Raw genomic sequence first — 13141 nt, 5'->3', positions numbered from 1 at the left:
CGCCGACATCGGCGCGGGCCTTTTCTTGTCCGGATTTGCGAGCAATCCGGCGGGAGAAATCAGTCGTCCGTCAACAGGTGCTCGTAGCGCTTGTCGGTCAGCGTTTTCAGGAACGCGACAAGGGCGTCGATGCGCTTGTCTTCCAGGGCGGGGCCGTGTTCCAGCTCCTTCAGCGAAATGTTCTCGGCGACCTCCGGCTGGCGCCAGGGCTGGCCGGTCTCGGGGTTGACCTGGCGTTCCGGGTTCTTGGAATTGTACTTGTTGTAGAACAGGATCGCCGTCCTCAGTTTGGTGAAGACGCCGTTGTGCATGTAGGGGCCGGTGACGGCGACGTTGCGCAGGGTCGGCACCTTGAACTTGCCGGCCTCGGCCGGATCGTCGACGGCCGGATTGTCCAAGAGGCCGCGGTCCACATGGTCCTTGGCGACGCCGTTGAGGATGCGCACGGCCGTGTTCGCCGGGATTCCGATGTTGTGGTACTCGTAGTTGGAGAAGGTCTCCTGCTTCTGGCCCGGCAGCCGGCGCAACTGGTGGCACTGGTTGCAGTTGGTGAATTGCTGGGAGAAGAACAGCAGCCGGCCGAGTTCCTCCTGGTCGGTCAGCTTGACCTCGCCGCGCAGGAACCGGTCGTATTTGGAATCGAACGGGGCGAAGGTGTCGGTCCCCTCGAAGGCGGCGATCGCCGCGGCCATGGCGCCATAGGCGGCCTCGTCGGTGTCGAAGACGTCCTTGCCGAAGAGGCGGGCAAACGCCTCCGCATAGGCCGGATTGGCCTTCAGGCGTTCGACCACCGCCGCCTTGTGGGGCATGCCCATCTCGATCGGATTGAGCGGCGGGCCGCCGGCCTGGCCGGCGAGGTCCTTCTCGCGGCCGTCGAGGAACTGGCCGCCGACATATCTGCCGTCCTCGCGCCGGTGAAACGGCGGCGAAAAGACGGCATAGGACGCGGTCGGCGCGTTGCGGTCGCCGAGGGACGCGCCGTCGTCGCCGAGCGACACCGCGCGGCCGGCATCGGTCTCGCGCGGATCGGTGAAGCCGTTGTCCGGGCTGTGGCAGGTGGCGCAGGCCTGGGTGCCGTTCTTCGACAGGTTGGTGTCGAAGAAGAGCGCCTCGCCGAGGTCTTCCATGGTGGCGTATTGCGGCTCCGCCGCCAGCAGCGGGGAGGCGGCGAGCGATGCCGCCAGAAGGAGGGCCGGAAAGGTCGCTTTTCGTCCAGTCATCGCGGTCTCGTGCTTGTTGCGGGCGCCGTCACGCTTTTCGGCACCGCGGCGGAGGTCTCCACAGCGCCATAGCATCATGTGAGATTGCGAGTGAATAGCAAATCCAGTCCCGCAGGCCATGATCGAGGTCAAAGGAGCGAAAAAACCTGCCTGGAACGTTGGTGTTTTCGTCGCCCGGACGGCTGCGGCTTCAGGGACACCGGCGGGCCGTTCGCAGACTTGAACGGGAAAAGCGGCACCGGACCGCTGCTCTCAGCAATAGCCGTGCGCCTCGGCGAAGGCGACCACGCTTTCGATCGCCAGTTTGACGTAGTCGCGGTTGCCGTGATGGACGTCGGTGGCGATTTCGGCGCCGAATTCATCCTTCGTGAAACGACCGTCATTGGTCTCTGGCGGCGTTGCGATCACCGGGACCCCGGCCCCGGCGAGGCGTGCGCGGACCGTGTCGCGATAGCGCCGGTCGGTGTCCACCAGCACCTCCTCCTCGATGCCGCGGAACGTCGACTCGGTACGGCGGATGAGCGGTGCTTCGATGACGACGATGGGGATGTCCATGTTCTGGCAGGCCTTGATGAGCCGAAACATCGCGGCGAGCCGGTCGTCGACGACGGCGTCCATGACGGCGTCGGAGACGGGCGACAGTTTCGGGAAAGCCTCGTGCAGCGTCCAGTGGCAATGGCGTCGCCAGGTGTCGTTGCGCGAAATCGGGCTTGAATGGAACGGTCCGGACAAGACATTGAGGTCGGACGGGAGGAGAGTGACGTCGAGGGGCGGCACGCCCTCCCAGTTGTCGGCGAAAATGTGCAGGCCGCCATCCTGCTCGGTCAGGCGGAAGGACAGAACGTTCTGGCCGTGGGAGCCGAACACCTCAAAGCCTTCCGGAATCGTCCCTAACTTGCTGATTCGGTTGGCGTGGGAATCCCCGAAAACCTTGATCATTCGCCGGCTGCCTCAGCTAGGAGACCTTCCTCGCAATGCTCGTATCCGACGTCCGCCTCATCGGCGTAGAGCCTGCGGCGCTTGCCTTTCGCCTTTTGCGGGCGTTGCGGAACGGCATCTTCCGGGAGCAGGTGGCGCATGACCTCGGCGACGCCGGCAGCCGCAACGCTCCTGAGGTCCGGCTCGTAGAAGGCGTGGCGGGTCGGCTGGCCGGTGATCACCTCGTAGGACGGGAAGTAGTGGACGTCGTCGAATTCGTCGGTCATCTCGCCGGCGACGGCGCGCAGCACCGACTTGGAATAGGTGGTGGCGACAAGCACGTGGTTGTCGGTCGCGGTGGCGGCGAGCGGAACCGGCGATACCGTGAAGAGGATGCGGGCTTGCGGATTGATCTCCTTCAGGGCGGCGCGGAACCGGATCAGGTCGTCCATGATATCCCGGTGGCGAAGGTTCACGAATTCGTAGTCCTGCGGCGTGTAGCTGCCGGCGATGACGCCGGGCGCGATCGGATAGGCGGTGCCGTCGCGGGTCGACACCCAGCATTCCGTCAGGCCGAGGGTGAAGACGAAGATGTCGAGCTTGCGGAACATCCGCCGCACCTTCGACAGGTGAAACCGGCGCAGCGCCTGAACGGCCTCGGGGCTGACGAAGCCGTCCGGCTCGATGCCCGGGCGCAGGGCGTCGTAAAATCGCTCGCCCTTCTGCCAGATGCCGTCGACCGGCTTGCGTTTGCCGAACGCCTCGTCGAAGAGCTGTACCAGTTGCCGGCTCGTGTAGATGTTGCCATAGCGGCAGGAATAGACGCCGTAGCCGAGGCGGTCGGCCGATTTCGGCGACAGGATCTCCGGCGCCGGCTCGTGGTCCATATAGTTGAGGCCGTTTTTGCGCAGATAGCGGCCGATATGCTGGGCAAAGCAACTCCCGGCGGTGGCGATCCTGGCGTCCAGGAAGCCGTCGATCGGCTTGGCGAGGTCGCTGAGCTGGCTGTAGTGGCGGGTGGAAACCGCCCGTTTCCAGAAGGCGCGGTCGGGTTTGCCGGTATAGGGATTTGCCAAGGTCCGAATTCCCGTCGTGTCGTTCCGTCAGCGGTCGGCCGCTCGCCGGCATAGTGCCCTGCACCGGGATCGGCCGCAATCGGCACGCTGCCCTTGCAACCGCGCGTCAGGACCGTCCCGGTGATTGCGCAGCCGGGACATATCGCGCAGCGCGCCGGCGCTCAAGCCAGGTGGCAACCGCCCGAGGGGCATTGCGCGACTTCAAGCCGCACGGGCAGGGTAGCCATCAGTCGCGTGGCGTCAACCTGATGTCGGCGGTACGGGCGTGGCCTTCCATGCCTTCAAGGCGCGAGATGCGGGCGGTGACTTCCGCGACCGGGCGGGCGGCCTCGGCCGTGGTGCGCTGCCAGGTGACGGTCTTCAGGAACTTGTGGACAGAAAGGCCGCCGGTGTAGCGGGCAGCACCCGAGGTCGGCAGCACGTGGTTGGGACCTGACGCCTTGTCGCCAAAGGCGACGGTGGTCTCGGCGCCCAAAAAGAGGGAGCCGTAGGCGGCGAGCCGGGCGAGCCAGAAGTCGAGGTTGTCGGCCTGGACGTGGAGGTGCTCCGGGGCGATGTCGTTGGCGGTCTCGACCATCTCTTCCGCCGTGTCGCAGAGGATCACTTCGGCGCGGTCGGCCCAGGCCGCCCGCGCGCTGTCGGCGTTGGTCTGCGGAAGCGTTTCGATGAGGTCGGGGATGCGCGCGATGACGGCCTCGGCGAGGGCCTCGTCGGTGGTGACGAGCCAGACCGGCGAGTCCGCGCCATGCTCCATCTGGCCGACGAGGTCCCAGGCGACGGTCTCGGCGTCGGCGGAGCTGTCCGCGATGATCAGCGAATCCGTCGGCCCGGCGATCATGTCGATGCCGACGCGGCCGAAGAGCTGGCGCTTGGCCTCGGCGACGAAGGCGTTGCCCGGGCCGGCGAGGACATCGGCCTCCGGCAGGCCGAAAAAGCCGAAGGTCATGGCGGCGACCGCCTGGACGCCGCCCATGCACAGGATCGCATCGGCGCCGGCAAGGTCCATGGCAAAGACCATCTCGTCGGCAAGGCCCTTGTCGCCGCGCGGCGGGGAGGCGGCCGTCACATGGGTGACGCCGGCGGCCTTTGCCGTGGTGATCGTCATCAGCGCCGAGGCGATGTGGCTGTAGCGGCCGCCCGGGGCGTAGCAGCCGGCGGCATGGACCGGGATAGACTTCTGGCCGGCCCAGAAGCCCGGCGCCATCTCGATCTCCATGTCCGTGATGGTGGCGCGCTGGGCGTCGGCAAAGCGGCGGATCCTGTCGCGGGCAAAGGTGATGTCGTCCTTGACCGTGTCGTCGAGCCGCGCTGCGGCGGCGTCGACCGCCGCCTGGTCGAGCACCACCGGACCCTGCCAGCCGTCGAGCTCGCGGGCGTAAGACAAGGCGCGTTCCTCGCCGCCGTCGCGCAGTTCGGCCAGCATTTCGGAGACGCGGTCGGGGACGGCGCGGTTTTCCGCGACGGTGCGGGGCTTCGATTCTTTCAGGTGGCAGACGGTCATGGGCGCGCTCCCGTGGTGTTCTTTTGTGGGTCGTCGAGGGCGAAGGCGACGCAGGCCTCGGTCAGCACATCGAGGCTGTCGGTCAGCGGCAGGGCATGGTCGATGCGCCGGCCAATGAGAGAGAACTCCGTGCAGCCGACGATGGCGGCCGTTGCGCCCCTGGCGACAAGGTCGTCGCAGGCAGCAATGAGCGCGGGTAGCGCCTCGTCGCGGTGGCCGGCCTTGACGGCGCGGATGGCGGCAAGGAGGGAGCCGCGGTCGTCCGGATAGACCGCCTCGCGGTTTTCTTTCTGAAGCGCACGGGCGAGGACGCCGGTGATCTCGACCGCGGGCGAGGCGAGGATGCCGATGGGGCCGGGGGCCGCAATCGCCGCGACGCGGGCCGCCGTCAGCCCAGCCATGTCGAAGAACGGCACGGAAACGGAACTGAGGATCGCCGGCAGATAGCTGTGCGCCGTGTTGCAGGGCATGGCGAGGGCCTCGGCGCCGCCGGCCGCCAGCCTTTCGGCCATGGCGACCAGCACCGGCGTCGGGTCGGTGCCGGTCTTTTCGATCAGGTGTCTGATCCGCGACGGCACCTGGGTGTTGCTGTCGACGAGTAGGGGGATGTGGTCGGCGTCGTCCGTTGCCGGGGTCGCCTCCAGAATGCGCGACATGAAGAGGACCGTCGCCTCCGGCCCCATGCCCCCCAAGATGCCGAGCCTGCGCGGCATGCCTCGTCGCTCCGTTCTGGTGTGCGTTACGCGGAAAAGCCGAAGCTTCCGCGATAGCCGAAGAGGCCGGCGCTGCCGCCGGTATGCAAAAAGACGATGGTCTCGTCCTTGCCGTAGGCGCCCTTGCGGATGAGGTCGATCATGCCGGCCGCACCCTTACCGGAATAGACCGGGTCCAGCAAAATGGCCTCGTAGCGCGCAAACATCTCGATCGCCTCGATGGTGGTCTCGTGCGGGATGCCGTAGCCTTCGCCCACATAGTCGCTGTTGGCGACGACGTCCTCGCGCTTGACGACGCCGGCGCAGCCGAGCCGTTCGGCCGTCGCCTCGGCGAGGGCGAAGACGTTCGCCTCCTGCTTTTCCTTCGGGGCGCGGACGCCGATGCCGAGCAGCGGAATGTTGGCGTTCAGCGCCTTCAGGCCGGTGATGAGGCCGGCCTGTGTGCCGGCGCTGCCGGTGGCGTGCAGGATGCGGGAGATCTCAAGGTCGCGGTCGTTGGCCTGGCCCAACAGCTCCAGTGCGCAGTTGGCATAGCCGAGGGCGCCCGTCGTGTTGGAGCCGCCGCCGGGGATGATGTAGGGCTTCTTGCCCTTGGAGCGCAGCTTTTCCGCCGTCTCCTCACAGAGCGCCACCATGTCGGAATCAGCCGGCACGTGCTCCAGCGTTGCGGCGTGGAGGTTGTCGAGGAGGACGTTGCCGTTTTCCCGGTAGTCCGGATCCTTGGAGCCGGTGCGGTCTTCTAGGAGGGCGTAGCAGGCAAGGCCGAGCTTGGCGGAAAAGGCGGCGGTCTGGCGCACATGGTTCGACTGGGTGGCGCCCTGCGTGATCACCGTGTCGGCGCCCTCTGCAAGCGCCTCGGCCATCAGGAATTCCAGCTTGCGGGTCTTGTTGCCGCCGGTCGACATGCCCGTGCAATCGTCGCGCTTGATCCAGATCTGGGGCCCGCCGAGCGCTTCGGTGAGGCGCGGCATCGGCTCCAGCGGCGTCGGAAGATGGGCGAGGTGAAGCCGCGGGAAACGCGCGAAATGCATGGGAGAACTCCTTGGGTTGATACCTGATGCGAATTTTGCCCGACCAAAGCCCGGGCTTCAAATGCGAAATTGCCCCGCTAATATGCAAGAATTGCATTTTAGGTGACGGAGGCGTCCATGCGACTGGAATGGCTGGAAGATCTGGTGGCGGTGCTGGAAGCCGGCTCGCTTAATGAGGCGGCGGGAAAGCGGTTCCTCTCCCAGCCGGCGTTCTCGCGCCGCATCCGCGCCATCGAGGCGCATCTCGGCGTCGATCTTCTCGACCGCAGCCGCAAGCCGGTGCGGCCGGCGCCGGCGCTCTTGGGGCGTCAGGAAGAGTTGCGCCGCGTCGCCGGCGACCTCGGTGCGCTGATCCGCGCGTTGCGCCGGGCCGAGGAGGATGCCGGATCCCGGGTGGTGATCGCCAGCCAGCACGCGATCGCCACCTCCGTCCTGCCGGAGCTGATCGCCGGGCCGCTTGCAGCGCTCGACCTCAAGATCCGGCTGCGCTCGGCCAACCGGTCCGACTGCGCGGCGATGCTGATCAACAAGGAGGCGGACCTGACGGTCACCTATCGCTCCAAGGCCGAGGTGGCGGCGGGGCCGGAGGCCTATCTGGAAGAATGCGTCCTCGGCACCGAGGCGTTGCTGCCGGTCGCAGCGCCGTCCTTTGCCGGCGAACTGGCCGGCGAAACCCTCTCGCTCATCGCCTATCCGCCGGATGTTTTTCTGGGAAAATGGATGGCCGAGGAGATCGTGCCGGCGATCGACGAGCGATGGCGCCCCGACACGCGGGTCGAGACGGCGCTGACGCTTGCGGCCCTGAGGCTCGCCGAGACGGGCGTCGGGGTTGCCTGGCTGCCGGCGTCGATGGCCGGCGATGCGCTCGCCGCTGCCCGGCTCGTCGATCTCTCCGAGCACCTGCCGGCGGGCGACGTCGCGGTCGTCGCCACACGGCTGATCGGCGCCCGCTCGGCGCTCGAACGGCGCATCTGGTCGGTGCTTCAGGACGCCGCGCAGGGCTGAGCGGACCTTTGGCCGCAAAGGGCATCTTGCTTGTCCGCGCCCGGCTGAAATGTTTCTGTCGCACAGAAGGGATTATCTCGTCAGACGGCGAATCGGCGATCACTCGGGGCCGTCCGAAAACACGTCACGGACGGCGGCCGGACAATCCTTGTCAGGACGGTGGTTAGCTGGGAAAAAAGTGGGTTATTGTGAAGCCACGCCGCAACGAGAAAGACAGGAGACACGACAAATGCTGAAAACCAAACTGATGTCCGGACTTGCCGGTCTTGCGGCCGGTGCACTGCTTCTGGCGCCGGCGGCCGAGGCCGACACCCTGCGCCTTCTGACCTGGGGCGGCTATGCGCCGGAAAACCTCATCGAGAAGTTCGAGGCCGAGACCGGCCACACGGTCGAAGTGACGCTCTCCAACAACGAGGAGATGATCGCCAAGCTGCGCGCCACCGACGGCGGCGGCTTCGACCTCGCCCAGCCGAGCCAGGACCGCATCGCCGGCGCCCAGGCCGAGTTCGGCATCTACAAGCCGATCGACCTGTCCAAGCTCGACGCCGCGCTGTTCATCCCGTCCATGCTGGAAGCGACCAAGGCCAACACCACCTATGACGGCAAGGTCTACGGCGTGCCGCATGTCTGGGGCACCAGCGGGCTGGTCGTCAACACGGCCGAGGCCTCCGGCGTCAAGGACTATGTCGACCTTTGCTCCGACGACGTCGCCGGCAAGGTCTCCTACCGCCTGAAGCGCCCGACGCTGATCGGCTTCGCTTTCTCCATGGGTCTCGATCCGTTCGCCGCCTATGGCGACGAGGACGCCTACAAGGAGATCCTTTCCAAGGTCGAGGAAAAGCTCATTTCCTGCAAGCCGAACGTGAAGACCTACTGGACCGGCGGCGACGAGATTACGAACCTCCTGCGCTCCGGCGAAGTCGTTGCCGCGATGGCCTGGGACACGGGCGGCTGGAAGCTGAATGCGGAGAATTCCGACATCACCTTCGTTGCCCCGACCTCTGGCGCCCTCGGCTGGATCGACACCTTCGCGCTGCCGAAGCGCGGCCGCGCCGATGAGGCCGCCTATGCCTGGATCAACTTCGTCATGAAGCCGGAAAACGCCGCGCTGGTGACGGAGTCCGCCGGCAACTTCACCGCCTCCAAGGGCGGCGATGCCGACGTCAACGCCGAGCTGAAGGCGCGCTACCAGAAGAGCTTCCCGCAGGAAGCCATCGACAACATCAAGTGGTACCCGCCGGTGCCGGCCGGTCTGGAAGCGTTCGAGGGCTCCGTCCTCGACCGCGTCAACGCCGCCAACTGATCCCGTTCGCCGGGTAACAAGGGGAGGCGGTGCTTTTCGCATCGCCTCCCGTCCTTTCCTTCACGTCCGAGAATTCCGGGGGCCGCCGTCCATGGCCGAAGCCGTCAACGACCTCGACTGCCGCGACATTTCCAAGAACTTCGCGGCCTTCAAGGCGGTTCGCGACGTCACGTTCTCGGTCCCCCCGGGGACCTTCTTTTCCATTCTCGGCCCGTCCGGCTGTGGCAAGACCACGCTTCTCAGGATGATCGCCGGTTTCCTGGAGCCGACCAGCGGCGACCTCCTGATCAAGGGCCGCTCGATGCTCGACGTGCCGCCGAACAAGCGGCCGGTCAGCATGGTGTTCCAGCACCTGGCGCTGTTCCCGATGATGAATGTCGGCGCCAATATCGGCTTTGGGCTCCGGCGTCGCGGCGTCGCCAAGGCCGAGATTGCCAAGCGCGTCGAGGCCGTCCTTGAGCGGGTCGGGCTTCCGGGCGCGGGGCCGCGCGGCGTCGACGAACTCTCCGGCGGCCAGAAGCAGCGCGTGGCGATCGCCCGCTGCATGGTGCTGGAGCCCGACGTGCTGCTCCTCGACGAGCCGCTCGGCGCGCTCGATCTGAAGCTGCGCGAGCACATGAAGATCGAGCTGAAGCAGCTTCAGTGGGAGTTCAACACCACCTTCGTCTACATCACCCATGACCAGTCCGAGGCGCTGGTGATGAGCGACCAGATCGCCGTCATGAACCACGGCGTCTTCGAACAGGTCGGCACCGCGCGCGATCTCTACTACAACCCCGAGACCGCTTTCGTTGCCGGCTTCGTCGGGGAGAGCAACCGCTTTGCCGGCAAAGTCGAAGAGGCCGGGGGCGGGACGCTGAAGGTGCGCACGCCGAGCGGCCTTCCGCTCATGGGGACGGCGGCGGCGGGCAGTCTCGCCGTCGGCGATGCGGTCGATGTCTTCGTGCGTCCCGAAGCGGTGCGGCTGTCGCCAACCTCCGAGGGCGTCGCCGGCCAGCCGAACGTTTCCTCCGGCCTTGTCGACAGTGTGCTCTTCAATGGCGCCAACAGCCGGGTGCTGATCCGCGATGCGGCCACCGGCGGCGAGATCGACGTGGCGCTGCCGCAGACCGGCGAATTCCATTCGCTGAAGCGCGATGACCCGATCCATATCGGCTGGGATACCGCGCAGACGCTCTGCTTTGCGGCGGCGGGTGAGGGGTCATGAACGCCAGCGGCAAGAGGCTGACGCTGATCCTCCTGATGGCGCCGCTGCTCATCTGGCTCGTCGCCCTCATCGTCATCCCGCACATGGAGATCCTCTATGTCTCGCTGAGGGAAAAGGTCGGGGTCCGGGAGTACGAGTTCGGCTTTGCCAATTACATGGTGTTCTTCAACGAGCCGCTCTACTGGAACACCTTCATGCGCACGGCCGTGATGTCGATCCTGGCGACGGCGCTGACGCTTCTCATCGGCTTTCCGGTCTCCTACTACATCGCCAAGCTGACCCGCGGCCGCTCCAAGACGATCCTCTTCCTCCTCTGCCTGATCCCGTTCTGGGTCAGCGAGCTGGTGCGCACTTATGGCTGGATGATCCTTTTGCGCGAAAGCGGCCTCGTCTCCGGCTTCCTGCAATATATCGGGCTGGCCTCGGAGCCGATCGAGTTCCTTTATAACGATGCGGCGATCATGGTCGGCCTCGTCTACACCTCCATGCTGTTCATGGTGGTGCCGCTGGTCACCACCCTCGACAGCCTCGACGACAGCATGATCGAGGCGGCCTACGATCTCGGCGGCGGCGGCGTCTCGGTCTGGCGCGAGATCGTCATCCCGCACGCCATGCCTGGCATCGTGTCAGGCTGCATCATCGTCTTCATGCTGTCGCTCGGAAACTACCTGACGCCGATCCTCCTCGGCGGCAAGGACAGCCTGTGGTTCACCGGGCTGATCTATTCCCAGTTCATCACCCGCTTCAACTGGGAGCTCGGCGCTGCCTTCGGCATGCTCCTCCTGGTGCTGTCCTCGACCATCGTCTGGGCGGGCTTGAAACTCTCCGGCCAGACGTTGACCAGAACCGTGGGGCGCTGACGATGATTCCGACCATCCGCCAGAGCCCGCTGTTCCGCTGGACCTACCGCGCCTATGTGCTCGCCTTCTTCGTCTACCTGGCGCTGCCGCTTGCCGTCGTCTGCGTCTTTGCCTTCAACGACAGCCTGTTTCCCTCGCTGCCCTGGCAGGGCTTCACCTGGGACTGGTTCATCGGCACGGAGCGGCCGCGGCTCGGCGTCTTCAACGAGCGGCCGATCATCCGTTCGATCTGGACCTCGGCCTTCGTCGCCGTCTGGGTCGCGATCCTCTCGGTCGCTGTGGGCACCACCAACGCATTCCTGTTCGTGCGCCACAATTTCCGCTTCAAGAACGGGCTCTACGTCCTGATGCTGTTGCCGCTGGTCATTCCCGGCATCATCCTCGGCATCTCGATCCTCGTTGCCTCCAACACGCTGGCCAACAACCTGGAAGACGCCACCGGCATGTGGTTCGACAGTCTCAGGCCCGGCCTGCCGCTGGTCATCCTCGGCCAGTTCTCCTTCATTGCCACCTTCGCGACGCTGGTGATTTCCGCGCGGCTGGAAAAGTTCGACCGCTCGCTGGAGGAGGCGGCCCTCAATCTCGGCGCGACGCCGCTCGGTGCGGTCTGGGCGATCACCATCCCGTTCCTGTTCCCGGCGATCGCGGGGGCGACCGTCGTCGCGATCCTGATGAGCTTTGAGAATTTCAACACCACGCTGATGCTGGTCGGCTCGGACGCGCCGCTGACGATCACCATGTTCGACCGCCTCAAGGAAGGCTCGACGCCGGTCCTCAACGCCGTCTCGCTGCTCCTGATGGTCGCCTCGGCCGCCCTCGGCCTCGTCTCGCTGCTCTTGCAGGGCCGCAAGACCTGAGCGGCGCCCCCCGGTCCGGCGCTCGGGACATTGCCGGTTTTCACGGGGAGGGGAGTTCTTTACGGTGGTGCCGGCCTCGTCCCCGTCACCCGGCTGGCCGGCGCGCCTCCTGGCGCCGGCATCGACCTCAACGTCATTGCGGCTGCCGTGATCGGCGGGACGAGCCTTCTCGGCGGGCGCGGCACGGGTGGCGGGCGCCGTCATCGGTGCGGTGCCCATGGAAACGCTCCAGCAATGGAAGGGCACCGATGACCCCATCCCCTCACTCCCAATCGACCACGTGCTTTCTCGCCGTCGGCAGTGCCAACCGGTCGATCCCCTATTTCGACAGGTCCGACGGCTGCGGCATCTCGATCATTCGCTTCGACGAAGAGACCGGGGACTTGAGCTGCCTGTCGGAGACGGGCGATGCCGACAACCCGGCCTTTTTGGCGGTCGATGCGACGGCCGGACGGGTCTTTGCGACCAGCGAGGTGTTCGAATGGCCCGAAGGCACGGTCACGGCCTATCGCCTCGATCCGGCCACCGGCGCGCTCGCCTACGTCAACAAGCAGGTGGTGCCCGGCAGCCGGACGTCGCATCTGGCGCTCGATCCCGCCTGCCGGTTCCTCGTCGCCACCAATTATCTGCACGACGTCCCGAACGAGGTGCCCGGCAAGGCGATGGCGATCTTTCCGATCCGCGAGGACGGGGGGCTCGCTCCCGCCAGCGCCAGCGTTGCCCATGAGGGCAGCGGGCCGAACCCGGAGCGCCAGAGCCGTCCGCATCCGCACAGCGCCGCGGTGTCGCCGGAGAACGACGTCGTCACCGTTGCCGACCTCGGCTGCGACCGGCTGTTCCACTACGCCCTCGACACCGGGACCGGGACCCTTACCCCCGCAGCGGATGCCGCGACCGCGCTGCCGCCCGGCTCCGGACCCCGGCATTTCCTCTACGCGCCGGACGGCCGCCATCTCTATGTGATCACCGAGATGGCCTCGACCATCGTCGTCTACCGGCGCGAGGGCGGGCGGCTCGAGGGGCCGATCTCGGAAGTTTCGACGCTGCCGGAAGGCTTTGCCGGCGAAACCCAGTGTGCCGACATCCAGGTCAGCACCGACGGCCGCTTCCTCTACGGCTCCAATCGCGGCCACGACAGCATCGCCTGTTTCGCCGTCGATCCGGAGACCGGCGCGCTGGAAAGCCTCGGTTATGCGCCGTGTGGCGGCGCGACCCCACGCGGCTTCGCCATCACGCCGAGCGGGCGCCATATCGTCGTCGCCAATCAGGACAGCGACACCCTGGCGGTTTTTGCGATCGACCCGGAAACGGGCCTGCCCAGCGACACCGGCTGGAGACTGCCCGTCGGCAGCCCGACCTGCATCAAGGCTTTCTGCGTTCAGACGTAATCCATTACGTTTGCGAAAAAGAGCGGGTTCTCACGAGGTCCGGCGCGCCCCTACGGAGGCGC

General features: G+C 66.3%; 12 protein-coding genes. 6 read left to right on the top strand and 6 right to left on the bottom strand.

The genetic code is table 11. From position 1 onward, the window contains the following. Positions 1-59: 59 nt before the first annotated feature. The 6 genes from CH339_RS22795 to cuyA all read right to left on the bottom strand — a co-directional run bounded on the left by CH339_RS22795 (position 60) and on the right by cuyA (position 6459). The gene (locus CH339_RS22795) at positions 60-1220 is read right to left on the bottom strand and encodes a cytochrome-c peroxidase (RefSeq protein WP_111436711.1); all 1161 of its coding nucleotides are present in this window, start codon (positions 1218-1220) and stop codon (positions 60-62) included. A 252-nt stretch (positions 1221-1472) separates the two neighbouring features. Then, the gene (locus tag CH339_RS22790) at positions 1473-2159 is read right to left on the bottom strand and encodes a hypothetical protein (RefSeq protein WP_111436710.1); all 687 of its coding nucleotides are present in this window, start codon (positions 2157-2159) and stop codon (positions 1473-1475) included. Continuing rightward, on the bottom strand, positions 2156-3214 hold the full coding sequence (locus CH339_RS22785) for a GSCFA domain-containing protein (RefSeq protein WP_170138628.1): 1059 nt from the start codon (positions 3212-3214) through the stop codon (positions 2156-2158). The genes CH339_RS22790 and CH339_RS22785 overlap by 4 nt, the downstream gene beginning before the upstream one ends. A gap of 226 nt (positions 3215-3440) precedes the next feature. Then, positions 3441-4715: a histidinol dehydrogenase gene (hisD, locus tag CH339_RS22780; RefSeq protein ID WP_111436708.1), complete on the bottom strand. Its 1275-nt coding sequence runs from the start codon at positions 4713-4715 to the stop codon at positions 3441-3443. Further along, a complete protein-coding gene (gene cuyB, locus CH339_RS22775) occupies positions 4712-5428 on the bottom strand; it encodes a cysteate racemase (protein ID WP_111436707.1) in 717 nt (238 codons plus the stop codon). The genes hisD and cuyB overlap by 4 nt, the downstream gene beginning before the upstream one ends. Before the next feature lie 26 nt (positions 5429-5454). Next, on the bottom strand, positions 5455-6459 hold the full coding sequence (cuyA, locus tag CH339_RS22770) for a D-cysteate sulfo-lyase (protein WP_111436706.1): 1005 nt from the start codon (positions 6457-6459) through the stop codon (positions 5455-5457). Positions 6460-6576: 117 nt separating this feature from the next. Here cuyA and CH339_RS22765 point away from each other — a divergent pair, with 117 nt between their 5' ends. The 6 genes from CH339_RS22765 (at position 6577) to CH339_RS22740 (ending at position 13079) form a co-directional block, all read left to right on the top strand. Beyond that, complete coding sequence (locus CH339_RS22765; protein ID WP_111436705.1) at positions 6577-7464, top strand: LysR family transcriptional regulator; 888 nt, start codon at positions 6577-6579, stop codon at positions 7462-7464. A gap of 229 nt (positions 7465-7693) precedes the next feature. After that, the gene (locus tag CH339_RS22760; protein ID WP_111436704.1) at positions 7694-8767 is read left to right on the top strand and encodes an extracellular solute-binding protein; all 1074 of its coding nucleotides are present in this window, start codon (positions 7694-7696) and stop codon (positions 8765-8767) included. A 91-nt stretch (positions 8768-8858) separates the two neighbouring features. Continuing rightward, positions 8859-9974 carry an ABC transporter ATP-binding protein gene (locus CH339_RS22755; RefSeq protein WP_111436703.1) on the top strand — a complete coding sequence of 372 codons (1116 nt, stop codon included), beginning with the start codon at positions 8859-8861 and terminating at the stop codon, positions 9972-9974. Next, a complete protein-coding gene (locus CH339_RS22750; RefSeq protein ID WP_111436702.1) occupies positions 9971-10834 on the top strand; it encodes an ABC transporter permease in 864 nt (287 codons plus the stop codon). Before CH339_RS22755 ends, CH339_RS22750 begins: the two co-directional genes overlap by 4 nt. A gap of 2 nt (positions 10835-10836) precedes the next feature. After that, positions 10837-11691: an ABC transporter permease gene (locus CH339_RS22745; protein ID WP_111436701.1), complete on the top strand. Its 855-nt coding sequence runs from the start codon at positions 10837-10839 to the stop codon at positions 11689-11691. A gap of 248 nt (positions 11692-11939) precedes the next feature. Then, complete coding sequence (locus tag CH339_RS22740; protein WP_111436700.1) at positions 11940-13079, top strand: lactonase family protein; 1140 nt, start codon at positions 11940-11942, stop codon at positions 13077-13079. Positions 13080-13141 lie beyond the last annotated feature (62 nt).

Origin of the sequence: Rhodobium orientis (assembly GCF_003258835.1) — a bacterium.
Taxonomy (GTDB): Bacteria; Pseudomonadota; Alphaproteobacteria; order Rhizobiales; family Rhodobiaceae; genus Rhodobium; species Rhodobium orientis.
This window is presented reverse-complemented; position numbering and strand designations above follow the sequence as displayed.

Excerpts from the sequence above, each read along its gene's own strand:
- CH339_RS22755 (WP_111436703.1), top strand. The coding sequence starts at position 8,859 with ATGGCCGAAGCCGTCAACGACCTCGACTGCCGCGACATTTCCAAGAAC.
- CH339_RS22795 (WP_111436711.1), bottom strand. The coding sequence starts at position 1,220 with ATGACTGGACGAAAAGCGACCTTTCCGGCCCTCCTTCTGGCGGCATCG.
- cuyA (WP_111436706.1), bottom strand. The coding sequence starts at position 6,459 with ATGCATTTCGCGCGTTTCCCGCGGCTTCACCTCGCCCATCTTCCGACG.
- cuyB (WP_111436707.1), bottom strand. The coding sequence starts at position 5,428 with ATGCCGCGCAGGCTCGGCATCTTGGGGGGCATGGGGCCGGAGGCGACG.
- CH339_RS22740 (WP_111436700.1), top strand. The coding sequence starts at position 11,940 with ATGACCCCATCCCCTCACTCCCAATCGACCACGTGCTTTCTCGCCGTC.
- hisD (WP_111436708.1), bottom strand. The coding sequence starts at position 4,715 with ATGACCGTCTGCCACCTGAAAGAATCGAAGCCCCGCACCGTCGCGGAA.
- CH339_RS22765 (WP_111436705.1), top strand. The coding sequence starts at position 6,577 with ATGCGACTGGAATGGCTGGAAGATCTGGTGGCGGTGCTGGAAGCCGGC.
- CH339_RS22745 (WP_111436701.1), top strand. The coding sequence starts at position 10,837 with ATGATTCCGACCATCCGCCAGAGCCCGCTGTTCCGCTGGACCTACCGC.
- CH339_RS22750 (WP_111436702.1), top strand. The coding sequence starts at position 9,971 with ATGAACGCCAGCGGCAAGAGGCTGACGCTGATCCTCCTGATGGCGCCG.
- CH339_RS22790 (WP_111436710.1), bottom strand. The coding sequence starts at position 2,159 with ATGATCAAGGTTTTCGGGGATTCCCACGCCAACCGAATCAGCAAGTTA.
- CH339_RS22760 (WP_111436704.1), top strand. The coding sequence starts at position 7,694 with ATGCTGAAAACCAAACTGATGTCCGGACTTGCCGGTCTTGCGGCCGGT.